This is a genomic window from Nonomuraea sp. NPDC052129 (assembly GCF_040680095.1).
In the GTDB taxonomy this organism is placed as follows: domain Bacteria; phylum Actinomycetota; class Actinomycetes; order Streptosporangiales; family Streptosporangiaceae; genus Nonomuraea.
On the sequence record NZ_JBFAVX010000012.1, the window covers coordinates 129,745 to 154,656 of the forward strand.

Annotated in this window: 23 protein-coding genes; 22 read left to right on the forward strand and 1 reads right to left on the reverse strand. The window is 68.2% G+C overall.

The window, feature by feature from the left end; genetic code table 11:
* The first annotated feature begins 37 nt into the window (after window positions 1-37).
* The 5 genes from thrC (at window position 38) to AB0L53_RS26350 (ending at window position 7,223) form a co-directional block, all read left to right on the forward strand.
* Window positions 38-1,096 carry a threonine synthase gene (gene thrC, locus AB0L53_RS26330; protein ID WP_358537157.1) on the forward strand — a complete coding sequence of 353 codons (1,059 nt, stop codon included), beginning with the start codon at window positions 38-40 and terminating at the stop codon, window positions 1,094-1,096.
* A 191-nt stretch (window positions 1,097-1,287) separates the two neighbouring features.
* Complete coding sequence (locus AB0L53_RS26335; RefSeq protein ID WP_363998840.1) at window positions 1,288-2,259, forward strand: homoserine kinase; 972 nt, start codon at window positions 1,288-1,290, stop codon at window positions 2,257-2,259.
* A 456-nt stretch (window positions 2,260-2,715) separates the two neighbouring features.
* A complete protein-coding gene (gene rho / locus AB0L53_RS26340) occupies window positions 2,716-4,839 on the forward strand; it encodes a transcription termination factor Rho (protein WP_363998843.1) in 2,124 nt (707 codons plus the stop codon).
* Between the two features lie 527 nt (window positions 4,840-5,366).
* Window positions 5,367-6,578, forward strand: a complete 1,212-nt coding sequence (locus tag AB0L53_RS26345) for a sensor domain-containing protein (RefSeq protein WP_363998846.1) — start codon at window positions 5,367-5,369, stop codon at window positions 6,576-6,578.
* Between the two features lie 9 nt (window positions 6,579-6,587).
* Window positions 6,588-7,223, forward strand: coding sequence for a response regulator transcription factor (locus AB0L53_RS26350; protein WP_358427004.1), 636 nt, complete (start codon window positions 6,588-6,590; stop codon window positions 7,221-7,223).
* Window positions 7,224-7,326: 103 nt separating this feature from the next.
* On the opposite strand, the gene AB0L53_RS26355 is transcribed toward AB0L53_RS26350, so the two are convergent.
* Entirely contained in the window at window positions 7,327-8,301 is a 975-nt protein-coding gene (locus AB0L53_RS26355) for a hypothetical protein (protein WP_363998849.1), read from the reverse strand.
* A 277-nt stretch (window positions 8,302-8,578) separates the two neighbouring features.
* Between AB0L53_RS26355 and rpmE the strand changes: the two genes are divergently transcribed.
* From rpmE to atpD, 17 genes are all read left to right on the forward strand, one after another.
* Window positions 8,579-8,797, forward strand: a complete 219-nt coding sequence (gene rpmE, locus AB0L53_RS26360) for a 50S ribosomal protein L31 (RefSeq protein WP_225290356.1) — start codon at window positions 8,579-8,581, stop codon at window positions 8,795-8,797.
* Window positions 8,798-8,886: 89 nt separating this feature from the next.
* Window positions 8,887-9,939 carry a peptide chain release factor 1 gene (gene prfA / locus AB0L53_RS26365; protein WP_358537171.1) on the forward strand — a complete coding sequence of 351 codons (1,053 nt, stop codon included), beginning with the start codon at window positions 8,887-8,889 and terminating at the stop codon, window positions 9,937-9,939.
* Complete coding sequence (prmC, locus tag AB0L53_RS26370) at window positions 9,936-10,790, forward strand: peptide chain release factor N(5)-glutamine methyltransferase (protein WP_363998854.1); 855 nt, start codon at window positions 9,936-9,938, stop codon at window positions 10,788-10,790. The genes prfA and prmC overlap by 4 nt, the downstream gene beginning before the upstream one ends.
* Before the next feature lie 117 nt (window positions 10,791-10,907).
* Window positions 10,908-11,555, forward strand: coding sequence for an L-threonylcarbamoyladenylate synthase (locus tag AB0L53_RS26375; RefSeq protein WP_363998857.1), 648 nt, complete (start codon window positions 10,908-10,910; stop codon window positions 11,553-11,555).
* Window positions 11,556-11,970: 415 nt separating this feature from the next.
* Window positions 11,971-13,938, forward strand: coding sequence for a hypothetical protein (locus AB0L53_RS26380; RefSeq protein ID WP_363998860.1), 1,968 nt, complete (start codon window positions 11,971-11,973; stop codon window positions 13,936-13,938).
* The gene (locus tag AB0L53_RS26385; RefSeq protein WP_225290361.1) at window positions 13,938-14,315 is read left to right on the forward strand and encodes a hypothetical protein; all 378 of its coding nucleotides are present in this window, start codon (window positions 13,938-13,940) and stop codon (window positions 14,313-14,315) included. The genes AB0L53_RS26380 and AB0L53_RS26385 overlap by 1 nt, the downstream gene beginning before the upstream one ends.
* Before the next feature lie 537 nt (window positions 14,316-14,852).
* On the forward strand, window positions 14,853-16,118 hold the full coding sequence (gene glyA / locus AB0L53_RS26390) for a serine hydroxymethyltransferase (protein ID WP_363998863.1): 1,266 nt from the start codon (window positions 14,853-14,855) through the stop codon (window positions 16,116-16,118).
* 70 nt (window positions 16,119-16,188) lie between these two features.
* Entirely contained in the window at window positions 16,189-17,478 is a 1,290-nt protein-coding gene (locus AB0L53_RS26395; protein WP_363998866.1) for an MraY family glycosyltransferase, read from the forward strand.
* A gap of 131 nt (window positions 17,479-17,609) precedes the next feature.
* A complete protein-coding gene (locus AB0L53_RS26400) occupies window positions 17,610-18,032 on the forward strand; it encodes a hypothetical protein (RefSeq protein WP_363998869.1) in 423 nt (140 codons plus the stop codon).
* Between the two features lie 65 nt (window positions 18,033-18,097).
* Window positions 18,098-18,313, forward strand: coding sequence for an AtpZ/AtpI family protein (locus AB0L53_RS26405; protein ID WP_214641702.1), 216 nt, complete (start codon window positions 18,098-18,100; stop codon window positions 18,311-18,313).
* A 67-nt stretch (window positions 18,314-18,380) separates the two neighbouring features.
* Window positions 18,381-19,172, forward strand: coding sequence for a F0F1 ATP synthase subunit A (gene atpB / locus AB0L53_RS26410; protein ID WP_363998872.1), 792 nt, complete (start codon window positions 18,381-18,383; stop codon window positions 19,170-19,172).
* 74 nt (window positions 19,173-19,246) lie between these two features.
* Entirely contained in the window at window positions 19,247-19,486 is a 240-nt protein-coding gene (atpE, locus tag AB0L53_RS26415; RefSeq protein WP_357942664.1) for an ATP synthase F0 subunit C, read from the forward strand.
* Window positions 19,487-19,514: 28 nt separating this feature from the next.
* Window positions 19,515-20,066 carry a F0F1 ATP synthase subunit B gene (locus AB0L53_RS26420; protein WP_363998875.1) on the forward strand — a complete coding sequence of 184 codons (552 nt, stop codon included), beginning with the start codon at window positions 19,515-19,517 and terminating at the stop codon, window positions 20,064-20,066.
* Window positions 20,063-20,884: a F0F1 ATP synthase subunit delta gene (locus AB0L53_RS26425; RefSeq protein ID WP_363998878.1), complete on the forward strand. Its 822-nt coding sequence runs from the start codon at window positions 20,063-20,065 to the stop codon at window positions 20,882-20,884. The genes AB0L53_RS26420 and AB0L53_RS26425 overlap by 4 nt, the downstream gene beginning before the upstream one ends.
* A 24-nt stretch (window positions 20,885-20,908) precedes the next feature.
* Window positions 20,909-22,558 carry a F0F1 ATP synthase subunit alpha gene (gene atpA / locus AB0L53_RS26430; protein ID WP_358427038.1) on the forward strand — a complete coding sequence of 550 codons (1,650 nt, stop codon included), beginning with the start codon at window positions 20,909-20,911 and terminating at the stop codon, window positions 22,556-22,558.
* A gap of 3 nt (window positions 22,559-22,561) precedes the next feature.
* Window positions 22,562-23,464 (forward strand): F0F1 ATP synthase subunit gamma, encoded by a 903-nt coding sequence (locus AB0L53_RS26435; RefSeq protein WP_358427041.1) that lies wholly within the window; start codon window positions 22,562-22,564, stop codon window positions 23,462-23,464.
* Window position 23,465: 1 nt separating this feature from the next.
* Window positions 23,466-24,911, forward strand: coding sequence for a F0F1 ATP synthase subunit beta (gene atpD / locus AB0L53_RS26440; RefSeq protein ID WP_357942674.1), 1,446 nt, complete (start codon window positions 23,466-23,468; stop codon window positions 24,909-24,911).
* The last annotated feature ends 1 nt before the right edge of the window (window position 24,912 follow it).

Below are 24,912 nucleotides of genomic sequence, written 5' to 3' on the forward strand. Positions count from 1 at the left end.
TACACTCGGTGCCCAAGACCGCAGGTAGGGAGTCAATATGAGCAGGTCGTGGCGTGGCCTCATCGAGGAGTACCGAGAGCGTCTTCCGGTCACCACGAAGACGCCCGTCATCACGCTGCTGGAGGGCGGCACGCCGCTGGTGCCCGCGCACCGCGTCTCCGCGCTGACCGGGTGTGACGTCTACCTCAAGGTGGAGGGCGCCAATCCGACGGGCAGCTTCAAGGACCGCGGCATGACGATGGCCATCAGCAAGGCCGTCGAAGAGGGGGCCAAGGCGGTCATCTGCGCCTCCACCGGCAACACCTCGGCCTCGGCCGCCGCCTACGCCGTACGCGCCGGGCTCACCTGCGCCGTGCTGGTGCCACGCGGCAAGATCGCGATGGGCAAGCTGGCCCAGGCGCTCGTCCACGGGGCCACGCTGCTCCAGGTCGAGGGCTCGTTCGACGACTGCCTGGAGATGACCCGCAAGCTGTCGTCCAGCTATCCGATCGCGCTGGTCAACTCGGTCAACCCGTTCCGGCTGCAGGGCCAGAAGACGGCCGCCTTCGAGATCGTCGACACGCTCGGCGACGCGCCCGACATCCACTGCATCCCGGTGGGCAACGCGGGCAACATCTCGGCCTACTGGATGGGCTACCGCGAATACGCCGCCGACGGGATCGCCACCAAGGCGCCGCGCATGTTCGGCTTCCAGGCCAGCGGCGCGGCACCCATCGTCAACGGCGGGCCCGTCGCCCACCCGCACACGATCGCCACGGCCATCCGCATCGGCAATCCCGCCTCCTGGCAGCTCGCCACGGCGGCGCGCGACGAGTCCGGGGGCGCCATCGAGTCGGTCACGGACCGGCAGATCGCGGCCGCGTACAAACTGCTGGCCCAGGAGGAGGGCGTCTTCGTCGAGCTCGCCTCGGCGGCCAGCGTCGCCGGTCTCCTTCAGGCGCACGCGCGCGGGCTCATCGAGCCCGGGCAGCGCATCGTCTGCACGGTCACGGGCAACGGCCTCAAGGACCCTGACTGGGCGATCGCCGGCGCGCCGGCTCCGGTCACCATCCCCATCGACGTCCACGCCGCCGCGGCCGCCCTCAACCTGGGCTAGAAGCGCCGGGGCTCGTACTGCGTGCGGGCGCATGCCGTGGCCTGCGCTCTGCTTGCCATACGGATGCTTTGTCATACGGAAGCGTTGCCATACGGAAGCGTTGCCGTACGGGAAGCTTTGCCGCACGGATGCTTTGCCGTACGGAAAACAGGCCCGTCGCCGCTGAAGGCGGCGGGGGAAAGATCAGGCGAATGAGCACCGTTGACATCCGTGTGCCTGCCACGTCGGCGAACCTGGGCCCCGGCTTCGACACCCTGGGCCTGGCCTTGGGCCTGTACGACGAGGTCCGGGCCACGCTGACCGGCGAGCGGGGCGTCCACGTCACCGTCGAAGGACAGGGCGAAGGCGAGCTCGACCTCGGCGAAGGACACCTGGTCGTCAAGGCCATGCGCAGGACGTTCGACCGCATGGGGGCCGCCCAGCCCGAGGGCATCCGGCTGCACTGCCTCAACCGCATCCCGCACGCCCGCGGCCTGGGTTCGTCCTCGGCCGCGATCTGCGCGGGCATCCTGGCCGCCCGAGCGCTGGCGCGGCCCGGCGAATCTACACGTGCGGATACCGGCGACGGGGGGCCGCGCGCGGCCGGATTCCCCGCCGGATACGGCCTTTCCGACGACGAGGTGTTCGCCCTGGCCACCGAGATGGAAGGGCATCCGGACAATGTCGCGCCATGCCTGGCCGGAGGCTTGACGATTGCGTGGACCGACCACTCCGGATCACCGCGTATGGTGAAACTGCTCCCGGATGTGCGCATCCGGCCTGTCGTGTTCGTTCCGGCGACGCGTCTGGCCACGGAGACCGCACGGGGGTTGTTGCCGAAGGACGTGCCCCACAAGGACGCCTCTTTCAACGCCGGCAGGTCTGCGCTGCTGATCGCGGCGCTGACTCAGCGGCCGGAGCGCGGGCTGCTGCTCGCCGCCACCGAAGACCGACTTCACCAGAAATACCGTGCGCCTGCGATGCGGGCCAGCGCGGATCTGGTAGAACGTCTCCGTGCAGTGGGCGTGCCTGCGGTCGTTTCGGGAGCAGGTCCCACAGTTCTTGCGTTTTCGACATCGGATTCGCAGGATTTGATCGCGCCAGAAGTGGGTAATGACTGGCACATCCAGCTTATGGACGTCGACCCAGTTGGTGCGAACGTTCAGTTCCCCGAGACACGCTGATGCCTCTTTAGACCTTCAGGGAATAGCCGTGTGCGCTGGTGATGTTAGGCTGATAGCCGCACCAGATGCCCCCTTGGTGGGTGCGTGCTTGTCAGCCACACATCGCTGCATAATGCTGCACGTCGCGAGGCGTGTGCGGCGCGGCTGTCTCCCCGGAATCCGTTGCCTCCGGTTGGCCCACACCCGGTTGGCCCAACGTGAGGCGGCGACGACGGGGGTCTGCGCGTTCGAATCACCTCGACATCTGGCTGGCGACAGCAATCTGAGGGGTGTCATCCACGCGTCACTGTCCTGTGGCCGCTTGGACGTGCCTCTCCCCAAGAGTGGCGGTCGTCCCCAGCGGCGGCCGAAGATCGCAACGTGCACCCCGACCCGGTCTGTCCCGCCGGATCGCAAGCACCTCCGGGACGCCCGGCAGAACAAAACCGGCGCCCGACCCCTGGGAAGGACCTTTAGTTGAGCGACACCACCGAACTCCTCTCCGACGCACCAGGCTCACCTGCGCAGCCCGCGTCCGGCGACACCCCCACCCGCGCCGCGGCCAAGCCCCGTGCGCGTCGCTCCGGCACCGGCCTGTCCGCCAAGGTGCTGCCCGAGCTGCAGAAAATGGCCGCTGAGCTGGGCATCAGCGGCACCGGGCGCATGCGGAAGAGCCAGCTCATCGCGGCCATCCAGGAGAAGCAGGGTGGCAGCACCGGAGAAGGCGCGCCCGCTGCCGTAGCCGAGGCCCCGGCCGCCGCCGACGCGGCGCCCGCCGCGGAGCGGCCCACCAGGGCACGCCGGGAACGTTCCCGCCCCAAGACCGTTGAAGAGCCCGTCGCGCAGGCTCCCGAGCCGGTGGCCGCGGCCCCCGAGCCCGTGGCCGCCGCCGCCCCGGCCGAGCCGGTCGTGGAGCAGGCACAGCCCGCCGACACCCAGCTCGACCCGCGTGGCGACCGTGGTGAGAGCCGCCGTGAGCGGCGCACCAGGGGCGAGCGCCGTGAGCGTGGTGACCGTGGCGGCAGCGACCGTTCCGGCAACGACCGCGGTGAGGGCGGCCGCGATGTTCGTGACGGTCGCGACAGTCGCGACAGCCGCGACAGCCGCGATGTTCGCGACAGCCGTGACAGCCGTGGCGAGAGCAGCCGTGACGTTCGTGACAGCCGCGACGGCCGGGATGGCCGTGACAACCGTGATGGTGGCCGTGACGGCGGTCGCGTGGACCAGCGTGAGCGCGTCGCCGACGGCGGTCGCGGCGGTGACCCGCGTGGCGGCAACGACCAGCGCGGTGACCAGCGCAGCGACTCCCGCAACGATCAGCGGGGCGACTCGCGCAACGATCCGCGCGGTGGCGGCGACGACGACGACCGCGGCGGTCGTGGCAGGCGGGGCCGGTTCAGGGAGCGCAACCGCGGCCGTGGCCGTGAGCGCTTCGAGAGCAACGAGCCCGTGATCGGCGACGACGACGTACTCATCCCGATCGCCGGCATCCTCGACATCCTCGACAACTACGCGTTCGTCAGGACGAGCGGCTACCTGCCCGGTAGCAACGACGTCTACGTCTCGCTCGCCCAGATCCGCCGCAACGGCCTGCGCAAGGGCGACGTCATCACCGGCGCCGTACGGCAGCCGCGCGACGGCGAGCGCCGCGAGAAGTTCAACGCCCTGGTCCGCCTCGACACCGTCAACGGCATGGACCCGGAGCAGGCCCGCAACCGGCCCGACTTCAACAAGCTCACGCCGCTCTACCCGCAGGACCGCCTGCGCCTCGAGACCGAGCCGAACATCCTCACCACGCGGATCATCGACCTCGTCTCGCCGATCGGCAAGGGCCAGCGCGGCCTCATCGTCTCGCCGCCCAAGGCCGGTAAGACGATGGTCCTCCAGGCGATCGCCAACGCGATCACCCGCAACAACACCGAGTGCCACCTGATGGTCGTGCTGGTGGACGAACGGCCTGAAGAGGTCACCGACATGCAGCGGTCGGTCAAGGGCGAGGTCATCCACTCGACCTTCGACCGTCCCGCCGAGGACCACACCACGGTCGCCGAGCTCGCCATCGAGCGGGCCAAGCGCCTGGTGGAGCTGGGCCACGACGTGGTCGTGCTGCTCGACTCGATCACCCGCCTCGGGCGCGCCTACAACCTCGCGGCTCCCGCGAGCGGGCGCATCCTGTCGGGTGGTGTCGACTCGACCGCGCTCTACCCGCCCAAGCGCTTCTTCGGCGCCGCCCGCAACATCGAGAACGGCGGCTCGCTGACGATCCTCGCCACGGCCCTGGTCGAGACCGGGTCCAAGATGGACGAGGTCATCTTCGAGGAGTTCAAGGGCACCGGCAACATGGAGCTCAAGCTCAGCCGCTCCCTGGCCGACAAGCGCATCTTCCCCGCGGTGGACGTCGACGCGTCCAGCACCCGTAAGGAAGAGATCCTCATGGCCAAGGACGAGCTCCAGATCGTCTGGAAGCTGCGCCGGGTGCTCCACGCGCTCGACATGCAGCAGGCGCTGGAGCTGCTCCTGGAGAAGATGAAGGAGACCAAGTCCAACGCCGAGTTCCTCCTGCAGGTCCAGAAGACCACGGTGAGCAACGACCGCGACTGACGCTGGTGAAGGGGCGGCAGAGTTCTCTCTGCCGCCCCTTTCTCTTTGTACGGCCTTCTCTCTTTGGTGCGGCATGCATCACGAGCCCCACGCGGGGTCTGGGGCCTCCAGGGACACGGCCGCTGCCTCCACCAGGGGCGGCCTGCGAGGACGGGCCGTCTTCGCTCCCTCCCCCTGAGGGGGCATCCTTCGTTAGGGACCCCAGCCACGACGGACGTCTTCTTCCTTCCCCCCGGAGGGGATATCCCTGCGAAGGACCCCAGCCACGCACGGACCGTCACAGGGATCGAGGCGGTCGTGTGAAGGAGTACCCGGGGAGCCATTGCACGGGCACAGCCGCTGATCCGCAGCAGAGGGTGGCCCGCTGTGACGAGGCGGTGAGATCGGCCACTGGGGATAACCCCACCTGAGGACGGAAGTCCGCCACATTCTCAGCGGCCCGTTGGACGGGCACCCTTGATGGCATGGTTGCTGTGCCGTTGAGGGAGCGCGTGCCGTTGGGGCCCCGGGGGCCCATTGGCGTTGTGGTGGATCCGGCCACGTGGCGGGCCGTGCCCTACATGCTGGTCAGTCTGGCCTTCGGGGTCGGCTGGTTCGCCGTGCTGGCCGTGGCGGTGCCGTTCTCCGTCGCGCTGGTGGTCCTGTGGGTGGGCATCCCGCTGGTGCTGCTGACCATGTTCACGTGGCGCGGAGCGGCGATGCTGGAGCGCCGGGTGCTGTGGGCCGCGCTGGGCGTACGGATCGCCGATCCCTACCGCGCCCGGCCCGAGCGGGGGATCGGCGCCCACATGGGGTGGTTGTTCAAGGATCCGGCCACCTGGAAGGACCTCGGCTATCTGTTACTGCTGTTTCCGCTGAGCCTGGTGGAGTTCGTGGTGTCCGCCCTGTCATGGGTGGGGACCCTCACGCTGATCACCGCGCCCTTCTGGCACGCGCAGGGTGAGGTGCTGCGATTCAACGACGCCCTGGCCCTCGACAGCTGGCCGGGGGCGGTGCTCGGTACGATCTTGGGCTTCTGCATGCTGGCAGTGACCGCCTATGCCGTACGCGGGATGGCCTGGCTGCACGGCACGCTGGCCGTGGTGCTGCTCAGCGGGAGCGAGGAGGAGCGACTGCGGGCCAGCAGGGCCAGGGGCATCGACGCGGCCGAGGCGGAGCGCCGCAGGATCGAACGCGACCTGCACGACGGCGCCCAGCAGCGGCTGCTGTCCGTAGCGGTGGACCTCGGACGGGCGCAGGCCAAGCTCGACCACGCCCCCGAAGAGGCCCGGCTGCTGATCGCCCAGGCGCACCGTGGCACGAAGGCCGCGATCGCCGAGCTACGCGACCTGGCCAGGGGCATCCATCCGGCCATCTTGAGCGACCGAGGGCTCGACGCGGCGCTGTCCGGGCTGGCCGCGCGGGCGCCGGTGCACGTGGACGTGGCGGTCGAGCTCGGCACGGCCGACGAGCGGCCGCCCCCGGCCGTGGAGAGCATCGCCTACTTCATCGTGGCCGAGGCCCTGGCCAACATGGCCAAACACTCGGCCGCCACCGAGGCGTCCGTACGGGTGACCAAGGAAAACCGGCAGGTGATCGTCGACGTGTGGGACAACGGCATCGGCGGCGCCCTGGTCAGCGCGGGCGGCGGCCTGGCGGGGTTAGCCGACCGGGCGGCCACCATAGACGGGGTGCTCATCCTGCACAGCCCCGTCGGCGGTCCCACCCTCGTGCGCGCGGAGTTGCCCTGCGAGTGGTAGGCATTGCACATGCGCGTGGTCATCGCCGAGGATTCCGTACTGCTCCGTGAGGGGCTGGCCCGGCTGCTCGCCGACGGAGGCATCGAGACCGTCGCGGCGGTCTCCGATGGGCCGTCCCTGATCACCGCGGTCAAGGAGCATGCGCCCGACCTGGCGATCGTCGACGTCCGGATGCCGCCGAGCCACACCGACGAGGGCCTGCGCGCCGCGCTGAAGGTGCGGGCGGCCAGGCCGGACTTCCCGATCCTGGTGCTGTCGCAATACGTCGAGGAACGCTACGCGGGCGAGCTCATCGGCCCGGCCGTCGGCTATCTGCTGAAGGAGCGGGTGGCCGACGTGGCCGAGTTCCTGGAGGCCGTGCGGCAGGTGGCGGCGGGCGGCACGGTCATCGACCCCGAGGTGGTGATGCAGCTCCTCAGCAGGCAGCGGCGTGGCGCCCCGCTCGACACGCTCTCCCGGCGCGAGCGCGAGGTGCTGGCGCTGATGGCCGAGGGCCGCTCCAACACGGCCATCGCCGCCCGGCTGGTCGTCACCGAAGGGGCCGTGGAGAAGCACATCTCCGGGATCTTCGCCAAGCTGGCCCTCGGGCCGGCGCCCGAGGACCATCGGCGAGTGCTCGCCGTACTCACCTATCTGGGCCGTTGACCACCTGACGCCCACGAGCATCTGTGACGTTGGCCACCTGACGTCCACGGATTGTGTGGGGCGGTGAGCACCTGACGTCCCACGGATGTGCGGGACGCGCCGACTACCTGACGTCCACGAACTCCTGCGGCGACAGCGCGCTGCGGGTCCTGCTCGTGCCGGGCGCCTTGACGCGGAAGTAGCCGTCCTTCTTCATGGCGAAGGACTTGGCGTACTTGCCGGTTGAGTTCGTCTTCACGAAGCGCAGGAGCTTGTACGTCTTGGTGCCCTTGGTCTTGAAGTAGACCTCCAGCTTCTTGTTCGGATACCCCTTGGAGCCGCGATAGACCTTGCCGGAGACCGTGACGGAGGCACCCTTCCGTACCTTGGCCGGGGCCTTGATCGTGATCCTGACCTTGGCCTTCTTCGAGGCGCCGCCCACCGGGGCGACGACGGTGAAGGAGCTGACGCCCTTGAGCGACTGGCCGCCGCGGTTGGCGTACACCTCCAGCGTCCAGTCCCCGGGAGGCGTGTCGTCGCTGAAGAACGTGCTGCCGCGGTAATAGCCGTCGGAGCCGCGCTCCAGGTCGCCCAGGTCGTAGGACTCGTTGGACTCCTCGCTGATGAGCTTGGCGGAGACCGACTCCGCATCGGTCACCGAAGCCTTCACCGAGACCTTGACGTCCTTGCCCTTGACCAGGCGCACCGGGTTGGGCGTGACGCCGCCGCTGGTGATGCCCTGCTTGCCGGAGACATTGAGGACGAAGGCATTGCTTCCGGTGCCCGAGGCACGCGGGACACTGACGTTCAGCTTCCAGTCGCCGGCGGGGTCGTCCTTGCCGATGCCGAACCTGCCGGTGATCGTCGTCTCAGTGGCCTTGCTCGTCGGAGACGGCCGGAAGTCGAAGTCCACGTCTCGTCCCGACTTACCGGGCGGAGTGATGCTGCCGGTGACGGCCGCCGTGACGGTCGCCGGGTCCTTCAGCCTGAGAGTGACGCTGACTTCGATGTCCCGGTCGACCGGGATGAACGCGTCCGACGTGGCAGCCCCGTTGAAGTCGCTTCCAGCACTGGCCGCCTGCGCGGCCGAGAGGTTCACGCATCCGAGGAGAAGCGCGGCCCCCGTAGCGGTCGCGAGTAGCGACCGCAGCCCCTTCTTCATCTGATCGCAGTCCTTATGGGATAAAAGTAATGGTTTGTGCGCGGGAGCCTAATGTGACGACAGTGAGTCCGCTATAAGGTTCCGGGAATGTCCAGTGGCCTGGGACGGTTACAGCATCTGGCACACTGGTAGCTGACCCGCAGCGGTTCCGGCTCCCGCCCGCGTTTGATCGCGACTTCTGGCGACCCGGCGACCGCACCTCGAAAGGACAGCAATGAAGCCCGACATCCACCCCGCCTACAACGTGACCCAGGTCTCCTGCACCTGTGGCAACACGTTCACCACCCGCAGCACCGCCAAGAACGGCGTCATCCACGCCGACGTGTGCTCGGCCTGCCACCCGTTCTACACGGGCAAGCAGAAGATCCTCGACACCGGCGGCCGGGTCGCGCGCTTCGAGAAGCGCTTCGGCAAGAAGTCCTCGGGCAACTAGCTTCACCGACGCCGACCCGGACGCACTCACGTGCGCCGGGTCGGCGTTCTTGGTGAAGAGACCGTTACACCCCAGACGAAGGACGCACGGTGAATCTCGACGAGTTGCTCAAGGAGTATTCCGAGCTGGAGCTGCAGCTCGCCGATCCCGCCGTGCACGCCGACCAGAACAAGGCCCGCACTCTCGGCAGGCGTTACCGGCAGCTGACCCCGATCGTGGGCACCTACCGGGAGCTGGCGTCGGCCCGCGACGACCTGGTCGCGGCCAAGGAGCTGGCGGGCGAGGACGAGGGCTTCGCCGCGGAGGCGGCCGAGATCGAGGAGCGCATCCCGCGCCTCGAAGAGCGGCTCAAACACCTGCTCATCCCGCGTGACCCCAACGATGACAAAGACATCATCATGGAGATCAAGGCGGGCGAGGGCGGCGAGGAGTCCGCGCTGTTCGCCGGCGACCTGCTCAGGATGTATCTGCGTTACGCGGAGCGGCTCGGCTGGAAGACCGAAATCATCGACACCCAGCACTCCGACCTGGGCGGCTACAAGGACGTCACGGTCGCGATCAAGGCCAAGGGCGACGAGGGCGTGTGGTCCAGGCTCAAGTTCGAGGGCGGCGTACACCGTGTGCAGCGGGTGCCTGTCACCGAGTCGCAGGGCCGCATCCACACCAGCGCCGCGGGCGTGCTCATCTACCCCGAGGCCGAGGACGTCGAGGTCCAGATCGACCCCAACGAGCTGCGCATCGACGTCTACCGCTCCAGCGGCCCCGGCGGCCAGAGCGTCAACACCACCGACTCGGCGGTCCGGATCACCCACCTGCCCACGGGCACCGTGGTCTCCTGCCAGAACGAGAAGAGCCAGCTCCAGAACAAGGAGTCGGCGCTGCGCATCCTGCGCGCCCGGCTGCTGGCCATCGCCCAGGAGCAGGCCGAGGCCGCCGCGCAGGCCGAACGCAAGTCGCAGGTGCGCACGGTCGACCGCTCCGAGCGGGTTCGCACGTACAACTTCCCGGAAAACCGCATCTCCGACCACCGAGTCGGCTTCAAGGCGTATAACCTCGACCAAGTTCTCGACGGCGAGCTCACCGCCGTCACCCAGGCCCTCATCGACGCCGAAATGGCGGAGAAGCTCGCACAACACTCATGACATTTCTGCTGGACGAAATCGCCCTCGCCACCGCACGGCTGGCCGAGGCAGGTGTGCCCTCACCGCGTACGGACGCGGAGGAGATCGCGGCCTTCGTCCACGCCGTGCGCAGGAGCGAGCTGCACATGGTCAAGGACGCCGACTTCGACGCGCTCTTCTGGGAGGGCGTCGCCAGACGCGAGGCCCGCGAGCCGCTGCAGCACATCACCGGCCACGCCTATTTCCGCTACCTGGAGCTCGCGGTCGGGCCCGGCGTGTTCGTACCCCGGCCCGAGACCGAGGTCATGGCGGGCTGGGCCATCGAGACGCTGCGCGCGATGGACGTCGCCGCGCCCCTGGTCGTCGACCTCGGCACCGGCTCGGGCGCGATCGCGCTGTCGATCGCCCAGGAGGTCGCGCTCTCCGAGGTGCACGCGGTCGAGGTCGACCCGGGCGCGTACGGCTGGGCCAAGCGCAACATCTCCGAACACGGCCAGGGCCGCACCCACCTGCATCCGGATGACCTGGCCGAAGCCCTGCCCGAGCTCAACGGCAAGGTCGACCTGGTCATCTCCAACCCGCCCTACATCCCTCCTGGCGCGATTCCGCGTGACCCCGAGGTGCGCGACTACGACCCCTCGCGGGCCCTCTACGGCACCGGGGACGACGGTCTGGGCGAGGTACGCGCCGTCGAACGTACCGCGCGCCGCCTGCTGCGCCCCGGTGGCTGGGTCTCCGTCGAACACGCCGACGAGCAGGGTAGGGCCGTCTACCTGACGTTCCCTGAGGACAACGGCTGGCGGGACGTACGACTGCGGCAGGATCTGACCCGCAGGGACCGCTTCGTCACGGCCAGACTTGGCCAGGACTAGGATGCACGCGAGCGGCGCGGCCTTCTCCTGACGGCGAGAGGCCGCGAAGTGACCGAATGAGGAGGGGGGAGCCTCGAGAGCGCCGCTCCCCGCCGAGCGGAGCGAGGCGATAAGACCGTGGGAAGACGCTTTGACTGCACGGACATGGAGCAGCGGGCCGAGGGCCTGACGGAGGCCGCCTCCGCCGTACGCCGCGGCGAGCTGGTGGTGCTGCCGACCGACACGGTCTACGGGATAGGCGCCGACGCCTTCACCCCCGCGGCGATCACTGCCTTGCTCGAGGCCAAGGGCCGCGGCCGCGACATGCCGCCACCGGTCCTCGTCGGCACCGTCAGGGCGGCCAACGCCCTGGTCGACGACCTGGGACCGTACGGTCAGGACCTCATCGACGCCTTCTGGCCCGGCCCGCTCACGCTCGTCTGCAAGGCCAACCGGGCGCTGTCCTGGGACCTGGGCGAGACCAAGGGCACGGTCGCGCTGCGCATGCCGCTCCACCCGGTCGCGCTCGACTTGCTGAAGGAGACCGGCCCGATGGCCGTCTCCAGCGCCAACCGCTCGGGCGCCCCGGCGGCCATGACGGCGGCGGAGGCCGAGGAGCAGCTGGGTGAGTCGGTCGCGGTCTATCTGGACGGCGGCAAGACCACGGACAACACACCCTCCACGATCCTGGACCTGACCACGGCGGTGCCGCGGATGCTCAGGCGGGGGGCGATCCCGGTGGAGAAACTACGGGGCATCATCGGCTACGTCGCCACGGACGACTGACCACAGGGCCTGTCGGTCTGGTCCGTCCACGCGGCCCGTCTGTCCGCCTGGCCCGTCCGCCTGGTCGGTCCGCCTGGTCGGTCCGGCTCATCGGCCTGGTCGGCACGGCCTGTCTGCCTGGTCGGTCTGGCCACGCGGCCCGTCAGTATGTCCGTCCGCCTGTTTTGTCCGGCGGCCCTATCCGGTCCGCCCGGCTGGCCCGCCTGCATGCCTGCCCGCGTCGCCCCGTCCGTCCGGTTGGGCCTAGTCGGCTTGTCTGGTCTGCTCGTCCGGTCGGTTGATGCATTCGTTCGTACAGTCGGCGTGTACGGCTTGGACGGGCGCCTGACGTATACCGTCTGATTATCCCGGCTGCGGTGATGCCAGCAGGCCCTTACGGTGAAGTCCGGAGCGGCGAGACGTCCGGGAGTGACCCATGGGCAAGTTCGACGGCATGGATCCCAAGCTGGTCCGTGATCTGCTGGCCGAGGTTAAGCACGCGGTCACGCAGATGCGGTCGGTCGAGGGGCGTGTCGGGCAGGTCATGAGCGGCGCGGGTCTGGCCACCCAGACCACCCATCGCCCGGTCCAGGTGGCCGATGCCGCCGAGGTGATGGTCCGCGACGTGACGGCCCGGCTTGGGCTGCTGGAGAAGAAGGCCGATCACCCGCGGGTGGGGGATCAGGCCAAGGAGGCCGCGCCGACGGTGGGCAGCGACGCCAAGGACGGTGACGAGCCCAAGAAGGACCGAGGCGATGAGCGGTCCAAGTACGAGAACCCGCGAGCGGACGACGGCACCCCTGCTGACAAGCCGGACGCCAAAACCGGCGAGGACAAGCCCGACACGAAGACGGCCGACAAGCCGGATGCCAAGGCGGACGACAAGCCGGACGCGAAGACGGGCGACAAGCCGGACGCGAAGACGGGCGAAGACAAGCCTGATGCTAAGGCTTGCGATGACAACAAACCGGATGCCAAGACCGGTGAGGACAAGCCGGACGCCAAGACGGGTGACGACAAACCGGATGTCGACAACATCACGCCCGACACCGGTGACGAGCCTAAGGACGACGACATCGCCAGTAGGCGAGATCGCGGTGCCGACTCCGACAGCGGGATCATCGACACCCCGGCCAAGGACCATCCCGACGACTCCGACCCGCACAAACCTCGGGTCATCGTGGTCGACGGTGTCAAGGTGCTCCAGGTGCCCATTGATCCGCCCACGGCCGAAGAGCTGCGGGCGCTGCTCGACGACATCGAGAAGGTGCAGCCCGCCGAGATGCCCTCGGTCTCCGGCGACGCGTCCACGCACGGCACGGACGTCAACGCCTGGGCCAACGACGGCAGCGACGCGGTGTCCATCGATGCCAAGCCAATGGACCCCGGCGCGGTGTCGACGGTGGTGGACCACGCGCGCGACATCCAGCCGGCCGAGATGCCGAGAGTGGAGGTCCCGGCGGGCGAGTACGGCACGGGCGAGTGGGCACCCAGGCACATCAGCCCCGACGGCCAGCCGGGGACGATCGACCCCGGCAGCACAGCCTCATCCACAGGCCACCACACCCCATCAACTGGGGATATAGCCTCCGCAACCGGCACGCCGTCCATAGACAACATATCGGGCTCGACAGCGGACACGGCCGCCACGGCCCAGACGGCCGACTCCACCCCAACGGCCCCGACCACAGACTCCACGGCGACCACAGGCTCCACCGCGACGGCGGACGCACCCACGGCCACGACCGACACGGGCGAGTGCCAGGGAACGGACACGGGAACGCGCTCGACCGGCGACGGGTCGGTGGTCACACCGACGGATCCGCCGGGTCAGCAGGTTCCTGACCAGAGGGCGGGGGATGCGACGCCGACCAACCCGCCGGGGCAGCAGGTGCCGGATCACAGGGCTGGTGACACAACACCGACCAATCCGCCAGGCCAGCAGGTGCCCGACAACAGAGCAGGTGACACGACACCGACCAACCCCTCGGGGCAGCGGGCCACGGATGTCTCGATGCCCACTGTCGGTGAACCGGTCGTGGTGCCTCCTACCGAGCCGTCGGCGGATCAGGGTGGCTCCACCCCGCCGCCTGCCACCGACAGCGCGACGCCCCCGCCCGCCGACACCTCCACCCGCGAGACCACCGCTACGACCGTTTACGCGGCGCAAGGGGCAGATACCGGGAAGTGGGCCGGCGACGTCGTCTCCATCGACGTGAAGCCGCTGGACACCGACGCGCTCAGGACCCTGGTCGAACACGCCCGTGACGTTCAGCCCATGGACATGCCGGGCGTGCAGGTGCCGCAGGGCGAGTACGGCAAGGGCGAGTGGGCGCTCAGAGACATTCAGCCTGATGGGCCGCCCGGCACGATCGAGCCGGGGACCCACGAGAGGAGCGTGTGATGTACCTGGACCCGCCCGCCCCTCAACCCCGACAGCCGGGCGAGAACCCACCCGTCAATGGCAACGGAAACCCCCTGGAAGCCCATCCAAGGGCCTGGGAGTTCAATCCCGAGTATCAGCGCCTGGTCACCGCCTGGCAGACCGTCCTACCCCTACTAGAGAGCCTCACAACGGCCCTTGACAAGGCGTACCAGCTTGCCAAGAGCCCGCAGACGTGGGACGCCCCTGTGGGCACCCGCTACGTCGAGGACATCGGCGCGTGGCGCTCCAGGCTCGCCCTCTACCGCCAGGCCGTGCTGACGTCGATCAGCGAGGAGGCCGCCGACACGCCCCGCTGGGTGCCCAGCGCGATCGGCGCCCCTCACGCGTTCTCCTGACAGCCCGATCCACTGACCGCCTACCTGACCGCCCCACTGACCGCTCGGCTGGGCCGCTGCCGGGCCCATTCACTCGACTGGCCGCCACACCGGCTGCTCGGCTGGTCGCCTCCTCGGGGCCCCAAGGGGCCCCCGGTGTTTCGTCACCCGTCCGTCTCAATCTCGGTGACGGTCTGACCTGGCTGGGGTCTTTTGGAGGGATATCCCCTGCGGGGAGTAGGGGAAGACGGTCCATGGTGGTTGGGGTCCCTTCGAGCGGCCCCCGGGGGAGCAGAGGAGACGGTTTGTGGTGGCTCGGGATCCCTTCACGCGGGCCCTGTTGGCAGGGGGAGGCGGTCCGTGGTGGCTGGGGTCTCTTCGGGCGGGTTCTCCGTCGGGGGAGTGGAAGATGACGGTCCGTCGTGGTTGGGTCCCCGTCGGGCAGAGAAAGGACGGATGTCCGGCGCACGTTCGTGGAGCGGCGCACTGACGCCCGCCTGACTGCCGGACCGGCGGTGGGGCATGGGAAAAACGGACAAATGGCCGTACAGTGGGAGCATGGGTGTAGTGCCCTACTACGGTCCCGACTTCGGACGGCTCCAGCAGCAGGACCCCGAGCTGGCTCAGGTGCTGCTCGACGAGCTGGAACGGGTCCGCGGCGGTCTCCAGCTGATCGCGAGTGAGAATCTCGCTTCCCCGGCGGTCCTGGCCGCCCTCGGATCCACCCTCACCAACAAGTACGCCGAAGGTTACCCGGGCCATCGCTACTACGGCGGCTGCGAGGTCGTCGACCGGGCGGAGCGGCTGGCGATAGAGCGGGCCTTGAGGTTGTTCGGGGCCGAGCATGCCAACGTGCAGCCCCATTCGGGGGCCTCCGCCAATCTCGCGGCGTACGCGGCCCTGCTGCAGCCCGGCGACACCATGCTGGCCATGGATCTGCTGCATGGCGGTCATCTCACCCATGGCTCGAAGGTGAACTTCTCGGGAAGATGGTTCGACGTCGTGTCATACGGGGTGCGACGGGACACCGAACTCATCGACTACGACGAAGTGCGGGACCTCGCGCTGCGGCACCAGCCGAAGGTGATCGTCTGCGGCGCCACCTCCTACGCCCGGCTGATCGACTTCGCCGCCTTCCGTGGCATCGCGGACGAGGTGGGCGCCTGGCTGCTCGCCGACGTGGCGCATCCGATCGGGCTGATGGCCGGTGGCGCCATTCCGTCCGCCGTCCCGTACGCGGACGTGGTCACCTACACCACGCATAAGGCGCTGCGCGGACCGCGCGGGGGCGGCATCCTCTGTACGGCGGAGCTCGCCGCGCGGATCGACCGGGCGGTGTACCCGTTCATCCAGAGCGGTCCCCTCATGCACGCCGTGGCGGCCAAGGCGGTGGCGTTCGGCGAGGCGCTGCGGCCCGAGTTCGGCGAGTACGCCAAGCAGGTGGTCGCCAACGCCCAGGCCCTGTGCGACTCTCTGGCGGCCGAGGGGATGCGGCCGGTGTCAGGCGGTACGGAGACACATCTGATGCTCATCGACCTGCGCGAACTGGGCGTGTCGGGCGCCGAGGCCGAGCGGCGGTGCGCCGCGGCGGGGATCACGCTCAACCGGAACGTGATCCCCTACGATCCGGAGCCTCCGGCCGTGACCTCCGGGATACGTGTCGGCACGCCGTGTCTCACCACTCAGGGGATGGGGCCCCAGGAGTTGAAGGAAGTGGGGGCCCTGCTCGTGCAGGCCGTACGCCATCCGGGCACTGCGGCCGAGGTCAAGGGGCGGGTCGCGGCCCTGCTGGGGGCCTTCCAGCCATATGACAGCCAATATTAAGAGCCAAAATTAAGCTGGTGTGTGTCGATTTCCGGTCACAGCCGGTCGGAGCATCCAGGAAACTAGGTCCGTGCGCGAATACCTGTTCATGGCGCTCATTGCGGCAGCGGTGACGTATCTGCTCGTCCCCCTGGTGCGCCGCTTCGCCATCCGCATCGGCGCCATGCCCGAGGTCCGCGAACGCGACGTGCACACCACGCCGACGCCGAGACTGGGCGGTCTGGCCATGTACGGCGGGCTGGTCGTCGGGCTGCTGGTGGCCAGCGAGCTGACCAACACCGGCAAGGTGCTGAGCGAGGCCGAAGGCAACCCGGTGATGGCGTTGATCATCTCGGGCGGCCTCATCACGTTGACGGGGTTCCTCGACGACTGGTGGGGCATGGACGCCTTCATCAAGCTGGCCGGCCAGATCGCGGCCGCCGGCGTGCTCGTCTGGTTCGGCCTGCGGCTCACCTACATCCCGCTGCCCAAGGACTGGGGTGGCTCCACCAGCCTCGACTACACGCTGAGCACCGTCATCACGATCATGGTCGTGGTGGTGGCGATCAACGCGGTCAACTTCGTCGACGGCCTCGACGGCCTGGCGGCGGGCATCGTCTGCATCGCGGGCATGGCCACCTGGGCCTACTCGATCTTCCTCAAACAGAGCATCAGCGGCGACCGCATCGCCACCACGGCGGCCATCGCCGCCATCCTCATCGGCTGCTGCCTGGGATTCCTGCCGCACAACTTCCATCCCGCGAAGATCTTCATGGGCGACACCGGGGCGATGCTCATCGGGCTCGTGCTCGCCTCCTCGATCGTCACCGTGACGCCGGTCGACCCGTCGATCATCGAGGGCATGAACAAGGTGCCGGTGCTGCTGCCGCTGCTCGTGCCCGCCGCGGTGCTGGTGCTCCCGCTCATCGACCTGGTCACCGCCGTCGTGCGGCGCACCTCGCACGGCATGTCGCCGTTCGCGCCCGACCGCGGTCACCTGCACCATCGCCTGCTCGACATCGGCCACTCCCACCGCCGCACCGTGCTGATCATGTACGCGTGGACGTTCCTGTTCGCGTTCGGCATCGTCGCGCTGTCCACGATCGGCGTGCCCGTCCTGCTGTTCCCGGTGGTCATCCTGCTCGCGCTCGGCGTGCTGGTCCTGATGGCCGCGCCGCGCTGGCGGGGCAGGGGCGGCCTCCACTCCCGCGGCAGGTCCGACGACGACGGCCCGCCCACCGGCCCCATGCCGCCGATCGTGCCGGAAGCCGAGGTCAGGCGGCAGGACCCGCCCCCCGTCGGCCCGCCGCCCGGCCCGTCGCAGGAGCGCGCGAACGCCGCGGCGAAACCGGTCATTCCTGCTGTTCCAGGCCGTTCATGATCGCGAACTAGAAACGGCAGGTAAAAGCGGTCTTCAGTGAGCTTGTGATATCTTTCACGAGCAGGGGCCCCCAATGCACCGGCTTTGGGGGTAGCAAACGCTCGCTTGATAACATGCTTACTGGAGCACCGATGCAGGCCAACGACGTGCGCGTACTCAAGAGTGCCGCGATCCCCACCCTCGCGGTTGGGGTGGTCGCCGTGGTCGTGGCCCTGCTCCTGGCGGGAGCGAAGGGAGCGCTGGGCGCGGCCATCGGCACGGCGCTCGTCGGTGTCTTCTTCAGCATCAGCGTGGTGGCCGTCTCCTACGCGGCCCGAGTGTCCCCGCAAATCATGGCCATCGTCGCCATGGTGAGCTATCTCATCAAAGTCATCGCCATCATGGCGATGCTGGCGGCCTTCGGCGACACCACGGCGTGGAACAACAAGGCTTTTGCCTGGTCCGTCGTGGTATGCACGCTCGTCTGGACGGCCTTCGAGGTCCGGGCGTTCATGAAGACAAAAATGCTTTATGTCGACCCCGAAGCCAAGGTCCCGGGGAACGGTGGCCCATGAGGCTGGTAAAGGGATGGGGTCCGATATGACTAGTCCTCTACTTGCCTGCTATCGTCGGCCCCGCGATGAGCGAACAGGAACGCCGACCGGAAGACGACGGTCAGGACTTCGCCAACGCCGCATGGTCGATCCCCAGCTATCTGCTCGCCGGGATGGCGATCTACGGCGGCGGCGGCTGGTTGCTGGACCGTTGGCTCGACACGTCCGCGTTCTTCCCTATAGGCGTCGTCCTGGGGATCGTGCTGTCCGTGTACCTGGTCTACCGCAAGTACGGTCGCTAGCCGCACGGCGCGACCACTTCGCTGAGGAAACCCTTGTGATCCGCTACGACGTTGAAGGGAACGCCGCGTGAGTGCGCTGACGGTCCTCGCCGACGATCAGTTCAAGGCGCCGTCGCCTGATGAACTGTTCACTTTCGCCCCCATCATTCCCGGGGTGGACTGGTTCACCAAGCCGGTTCTTCTCGCGATCCTCAGCTCGATCATCGTGATCGGCTTCTGCTGGGCGGCCTTCGCCAACCCGAAGGTCGTGCCACGGGGCGTCCAGAATGCTGCCGAATACGGCTACATGTTCGTCCGCGACCAGGTCGCCCGGCCCTTCCTGGGCAAGGACGCCGACCGGTGGATGGGCCTGCTGCTGACGCTGTTCTTCCTGGTCTTCGTGTGGAACATCATGGGCGTCGTCCCGCTGCTCCAGTTCCCCGTGGCCTCGCACATCGCCTTCCCGGCCGTGCTCGCGATCTCGATCTACGTGCTCAAGGTCTACCTGGGCATCAAGCACCAGGGGGCGATCGGCTACTTCAAGAACATGATGTTCCCGCCGGGACTGCCCAAGCCGATCTACATCCTGCTGTCGCCGATCGAGTTCCTGTCGAACCTGATCATCGCGCCGTTCACGCACGCGGTCCGACTGTTCGCGAACATGTTCGCCGGCCACATGCTCCTCGCGTTCTTCAGCATGGTGGGCTTCTGGTTCCTGTTCGAGAAGCTGACCCCGCTGGGCGCCCCCGTCGGCGTCATCGGCGTGATCATGACCATCATCTTCACCGGCTTCGAGATTTTCATCCAGTTCCTGCAGGCGTTCCTGTTCGCCATGCTGGCCTCGATGTACATCGGCAACGCACTTCACCCCGAGCACTGAGAACCATCCATACCGGAATATCCATGACCGGTGGAGACACCGCTTCACCGGCCGTCCAGTAAAGGAATACAGCAATGAGCGTTCTCGCTGAGGTCTCCGGCAACGTCACCGCCATCGGTTACGGTCTTGCCGCCATCGGCCCCGGCATCGGCGTCGGCATCATCTTCGGTCAGGGCGTGCAGGCCATCGCGCGTCAGCCCGAGGCCTACGGCCTGATCCGCCAGAACATGCTCCTCGGCTTCGTCCTCACCGAGGCCCTGGCCCTGCTCGGTCTGGTCGCGCCGTTCATCTTCCAGAACATCGGCGCCTCCTGATCACCCCTTCTGACGAAAGGCTGCATCCATGATCAAGGCAGCTACGCTCCTGGCCGCGGAGGAGGGGTCGAACCCCCTCATCCCGCACACATTCGAGCTCGTCGTCGGTATCTTCTCGTTCTTCGTCGTCCTTTTTGTAGTCGGTAAGCTGCTCGTCCCCCGCATCCAGAAGACGCTGGCCGAGCGGACCGAAGCTATCGAAGGCGGCATAAAGAGAGCGGAAGACGCTCAGGCCGAGGCCCTGAACCTGCAGAAGCAGTACCGCGAACAGCTGGCCGAGGCCAGGCAGGAAGCGGCTCGTCTCCGTGAGGAGGCTCGCGAGCAGGCCGCGGAGATCCGGGCGGAGCTCCGCGAGGAGGCGCAGGCCGAGGCCCGCCGTCTCGTCGAGGCGGCGCACGCTCAGATCGAGGCGGACCGGCAGGCGGCGTTCGCCCAGCTCCGTACCGAGATCGGCCGTCTGTCGACCGACCTGGCCGGCCGCATCGTCGGTGAGTCCCTGGAGGACGAGGCCCGGCAGAGCCGCGTCGTCGACCGCTTCCTCGACGAGCTGGAGCGCTCGGACGCGCAGGCGGTGCGGTGAGCGACCAGATGAGGGGCCTCAGCAAGGACTCGCTCGCCGTGGTCGAGGAGCGGTTCAACGCTGTGGCGGGCTCGGCGGACCTGGGCCGGCTGGCCGAGGACCTCAACGCGATCGCGGACCTGCTGGACCGTGAGCACGGACTGCGCCGGGCCCTGTCGGACCCGGCCAGGCCCGGTGCTCAGAAGGCGCAGGTCATCCGGAATCTGCTCGATGGCAAGGTCAGCGCGGCCGCGCTCGCCACGGCCGAGGCCGCGGTCGAGGTCAAGTGGTCGCGCGCCGGGGACCTGGCCGACGTGCTCGAACGGCTCGGCGTCGTCGCCGCGGCCGCGGAGGCCGAGGCGCAGGGCAAGCTGGACGACGTGGAGGACGAGCTCTTCCGCTTCGGCCGGATCGTCGCCGCCAACCTCGAGCTCCGCCTGGCCCTCACCGACGCGGCCGCTCCCGAGGAGGGCAAGCGGCAACTGCTGCAGGACCTGCTCGGCGGCCGGGTCGCCCCCACCACGCTGCGCCTGATCACGCAGGTGGTCGTGCATCCTCGTGGGCGTAGCCTGGAGGCAGGCCTGGAGGAGTTCAGCCGGCTGGTCGCGCAGCAGCGCCAGCGCCTCGTCGCGACGGTGCGCACCGCGGTCGAGCTGACCGGGGAGCAGAAGCAGCGCCTCACGGCGTGGCTGCGCACCTCTTACGGTCGCGACGTGCACGTCAACGTCGAAGTGGATCCCCGAGTGCTCGGTGGTTTCTCGGTCCGCATCGGCGACGAGATCATCGACACCACCATTGTGGGACGAATCGAAGAAGTCCGCCGCCGGTTGGCCGGCTAGGGCGATAGAGGAGACAGAGAAGAGATGGCGGAGCTTACGATCCGGCCGGACGAGATCCGGGACGCGCTTGAGCGCTTCGTCCAGGCGTACGAACCGGAAGGCGCCGCGCGCGAGGAGATCGGGACCGTCGTCGACTGTGGCGACGGCATCGCCCATGTCTCCGGCCTTCCCTCGGCGATGGCGAACGAGCTGCTCGAGTTCGAGGACGGCACGCGCGGCCTGGCACTCAACCTCGACACCCGCGAGATCGGTGTCGTGGTCCTGGGCGACTTCAGCAGCATCGAGGAGGGCCAGACGGTCCGCCGGACGGGCGAGGTCCTGTCCGTGCCCGTCGGCGATGGCTTCCTCGGCCGCGTGGTCGACCCCCTCGGCAACCCGCTCGACGGCAAGGGTGCCATCGAGTCCGAGGGCCTGCGCGCCCTCGAACTCCAGGCCCCGTCGGTCGTCCAGCGGCAGCCGGTGAAGCAGCCGCTGCAGACCGGCATCAAGGCGATCGACGCCATGACGCCGATCGGCCGTGGCCAGCGTCAGCTGATCATCGGTGACCGTGGCACCGGCAAGACCGCGATCGCCGTGGACACCATCATCAACCAGCGCGACAACTGGGCGTCCGGTGACCCGGACAAGCAGGTGCGCTGCGTCTACGTCGCGGTCGGCCAGAAGGGCTCGACGATCGCCCAGGTGCGGGCTCGCCTCGAGGAGGCGGGCGCGCTCGAGTACACCACGATCGTCGCCGCTCCGGCGTCCGACCCCGCGGGCTACAAGTACATTTCGCCCTACACCGGTTCCGCCATCGGGCAGCACTGGATGTACCAGGGCAAGCACGTTCTCATCGTCTTCGACGACCTGACCAAGCAGGCCGACGCCTACCGCGCGGTCTCGCTGCTGCTGCGCCGTCCGCCGGGCCGTGAGGCCTTCCCGGGCGACGTCTTCTACCTCCACTCCCGCCTGCTGGAGCGCTGCGCCAAGCTCTCCAACGACATGGGCGCGGGGTCGATGACCGGTCTGCCGATCATCGAGACGAAGGGCAACGACGTCTCGGCGTTCATCCCGACCAACGTCATCTCCATCACCGACGGGCAGTGCTTCCTGGAGACCGACTACTTCAACGCCGGTATCCGCCCCGCCATCAACGTCGGTATCTCGGTCTCGCGAGTCGGTGGCTCGGCGCAGATCAAGGCGATGCGGAAGGTCGCGGGCACGCTGCGTCTGTCGCTGTCGCAGTATCGCGACCTGGAGGCCTTCGCGGCCTTCGCGTCCGACCTCGACGCGGCGTCCAAGGCTCAGCTGGAGCGCGGTCAGCGCCTGACCGAGCTGCTCAAGCAGGCCCAATACTCGCCGTTCTCGGTCGAGCGCGAGGTCGTGTCGGTCTGGGCCGGCACCACCGGTGAGCTCGACGAGGTGCCGGTCGAGGACATCCGCCGCTTCGAGTCGGAGTTCCTGGACTACCTGCAGAGCAAGCACAAGGGTGTCTTCGACAGCATCCGCGAGACCAACGATCTGCTGGACGACACGGTGACCGTCCTCAAGGACGCCATCACGGAGTTCAAGAAGTCCTTCACCACCTTCTCCGGCGAGCTCCTGGTCAAGGACGAGCCGGTCGCACCGCTCGAAGAGGGCGAGGTCGGCCAGGAGAAGATTCGCAAGGTCGTCCGCTCGGCGGAGAAGAAGTAGCCCATGGGTGCCCAGCTAAGGCTGCTGCGGCGGCGGATCAAGTCGGTCAAGTCGACCGCCAAGATCACCCGCGCTCAGGAGCTCATCGCCTCTTCGCGGATCGTGAAGGCGCAGATGCGGATGCAGGCGGCGCTGCCGTACGAGCGTGAGATCACTCGCGCCGTCACCGGCGTCGTCAGCAACGCGGCGAGCGTCGACCATCCGCTGACCGTGGCGAAGGACAATCCCACCAAGGCGGGCGTGCTCGTCGTCACCAGCGACAGCGGGTTCTGCGGCGGCTTCAACGCCAACGTCCTGCGCGAGGCCGAGGCCCTGCGCGGACTGCTGAAGAGCCGCGGGCTTGAGGTCGTCCCGTTCGTCACCGGCCGTAAGGGTGTCACCTGGCACTCCTTCCGTAACCGGACGATGGGCGGGCAGTGGGTCGGCTTCTCCAGGAAGCCCGCCTACAGCGACGCCAAGGAGATCGCCGAGCTGCTGATCGAGTCGTTCAAGGACGAGAACGGGATCGACGAGATCCACATCGTCTCGACCGAGTTCGTCTCGATGCTCACGCAGAACGTCGTGGTCAAGCGCATCCTGCCGCTGGAGGTCGAGGAGACCGAGGCGAGTGAGAGCGACGCGATCCCGCCCTACTTCGAGTTCGAGCCCACCGCGGCCGACGTACTCGAGTCGCTGCTGCCGCGTTACGTGGAGTCCCGCATCTTCACGGCGCTGCTGGAGTCGGCGGCTTCAGAGGAGGCCGCGCGTCGCCGCGCGATGAAGTCCGCCACGGACAACGCCAACGAGCTGATCCGCGTGTTCACCATGCAGATGAACCAGGCTCGTCAGGCGGAGATCACCCAGGAAATCAGCGAGATCGTCGGTGGCGCCAACGCGCTCGCTGACGCCGCAGCGGGGAAAGAGTGAAATGACTGCAGAGGCTGTTGAGACCGTTGAGACCCCCGCGGCCGGTGTCGGCCGCGTGGCTCGGGTCACAGGGCCCGTCGTCGACGTGGAGTTCCCCGTCGAGGCGATGCCCGACATCTACAATGCGCTGACCATCGACGTAACCCTCGGTGAGGACACCAAGCTGCTGACCCTCGAGGTCGCCCAGCACCTCGGTGACAACATCGTCCGGGCCATCTCCATGCAGCCCACCGACGGTGTGGTCCGGGGTGCGGCCGTCACGGACACCGGCCTGCCGATCTCGGTGCCCGTCGGCGACGTCGTCAAGGGTCACGTGTGGAACACGCTCGGCGAGTCGCTGGACGTGCCGACCGCTTCTCTCAAGATCAACGAGAAGTGGGGCATCCACCGGCCGTCGCCGCCGTTCGACCAGCTCGAGTCGCGCACCGAGCTGCTCGTCACGGGCATCAAGGTCATCGACCTGCTCACGCCGTACGTACAGGGTGGCAAGATCGGCCTGTTCGGCGGCGCGGGTGTGGGCAAGACCGTCCTCATCCAGGAGATGATCCGCCGGGTCGCCCGCAACTTCGGTGGCACCTCGGTGTTCGCCGGCGTCGGCGAGCGTACCCGTGAGGGCAACGACCTCTGGCTGGAGATGGAGGAGGCGGACGTCCTCAAGGACACCGCGCTCGTCTTCGGTCAGATGGACGAGCCGCCGGGCACCCGTCTGCGGGTCGCCCTGTCGGCGCTGACGATGGCGGAGTACTTCCGCGACGTGCAGAAGCAGGACGTGCTGCTCTTCATCGACAACATCTTCCGCTTCACGCAGGCCGGCTCCGAGGTGTCCACGCTCCTCGGCCGTATGCCGTCGGCCGTGGGTTACCAGCCCACGCTGGCCGACGAGATGGGTGTGCTCCAGGAGCGCATCACCTCGACGCGTGGTCACTCGATCACCTCCATGCAGGCGATCTACGTGCCCGCCGACGACATCACCGACCCGGCCCCGCACAACGCGTTCGCCCACCTCGACGCGCAGACCGTGCTCTCCCGGCCGATCTCGGAGAAGGGCATCTACCCCGCGGTGGACCCGCTCGACTCCAACTCCCGCATCCTCGACCCGCAGATCGTGGGCGAGGAGCACTACGCGGTGGCCCAGGAGACCAAGCGGATCCTGCAGAAGTACCGCGAGCTCCAGGACATCATCGCCATCCTCGGTATCGACGAACTGTCGGAAGAGGACAAGGTCACCGTCCAGCGGGCCCGCCGTATCGAGCGGTTCCTGTCGCACCCGATGTACGCCGCCGAGGCGTTCACCGGCCAGCCCGGCGAGAACGTGCCGCTGGAGGAGACCATCCGCTCCTTCAAGGGCCTGTGCGCGGGCGAGTACGACCACCTGCCCGAGCAGGCGTTCTTCATGGTGGGCGGCATCGACCAGGCCATCGCCAAGGCCAAGGAACTCGAGCGCTGAT

Bases quoted from the DNA above. Each gene is read 5' to 3' on its own strand.
- thrC (WP_358537157.1), top strand. From the start codon at position 38: ATGAGCAGGTCGTGGCGTGGCCTCATCGAGGAGTACCGAGAGCGTCTT.
- AB0L53_RS26335 (WP_363998840.1), top strand. From the start codon at position 1,288: ATGAGCACCGTTGACATCCGTGTGCCTGCCACGTCGGCGAACCTGGGC.
- AB0L53_RS26350 (WP_358427004.1), top strand. From the start codon at position 6,588: ATGCGCGTGGTCATCGCCGAGGATTCCGTACTGCTCCGTGAGGGGCTG.
- rpmE (WP_225290356.1), top strand. From the start codon at position 8,579: ATGAAGCCCGACATCCACCCCGCCTACAACGTGACCCAGGTCTCCTGC.
- prmC (WP_363998854.1), top strand. From the start codon at position 9,936: ATGACATTTCTGCTGGACGAAATCGCCCTCGCCACCGCACGGCTGGCC.
- AB0L53_RS26380 (WP_363998860.1), top strand. From the start codon at position 11,971: ATGGGCAAGTTCGACGGCATGGATCCCAAGCTGGTCCGTGATCTGCTG.
- AB0L53_RS26385 (WP_225290361.1), top strand. From the start codon at position 13,938: ATGTACCTGGACCCGCCCGCCCCTCAACCCCGACAGCCGGGCGAGAAC.
- glyA (WP_363998863.1), top strand. From the start codon at position 14,853: ATGGGTGTAGTGCCCTACTACGGTCCCGACTTCGGACGGCTCCAGCAG.
- AB0L53_RS26400 (WP_363998869.1), top strand. From the start codon at position 17,610: ATGCAGGCCAACGACGTGCGCGTACTCAAGAGTGCCGCGATCCCCACC.
- AB0L53_RS26405 (WP_214641702.1), top strand. From the start codon at position 18,098: ATGAGCGAACAGGAACGCCGACCGGAAGACGACGGTCAGGACTTCGCC.
- atpE (WP_357942664.1), top strand. From the start codon at position 19,247: ATGAGCGTTCTCGCTGAGGTCTCCGGCAACGTCACCGCCATCGGTTAC.
- AB0L53_RS26420 (WP_363998875.1), top strand. From the start codon at position 19,515: ATGATCAAGGCAGCTACGCTCCTGGCCGCGGAGGAGGGGTCGAACCCC.
- atpA (WP_358427038.1), top strand. From the start codon at position 20,909: ATGGCGGAGCTTACGATCCGGCCGGACGAGATCCGGGACGCGCTTGAG.
- AB0L53_RS26435 (WP_358427041.1), top strand. From the start codon at position 22,562: ATGGGTGCCCAGCTAAGGCTGCTGCGGCGGCGGATCAAGTCGGTCAAG.
- atpD (WP_357942674.1), top strand. From the start codon at position 23,466: ATGACTGCAGAGGCTGTTGAGACCGTTGAGACCCCCGCGGCCGGTGTC.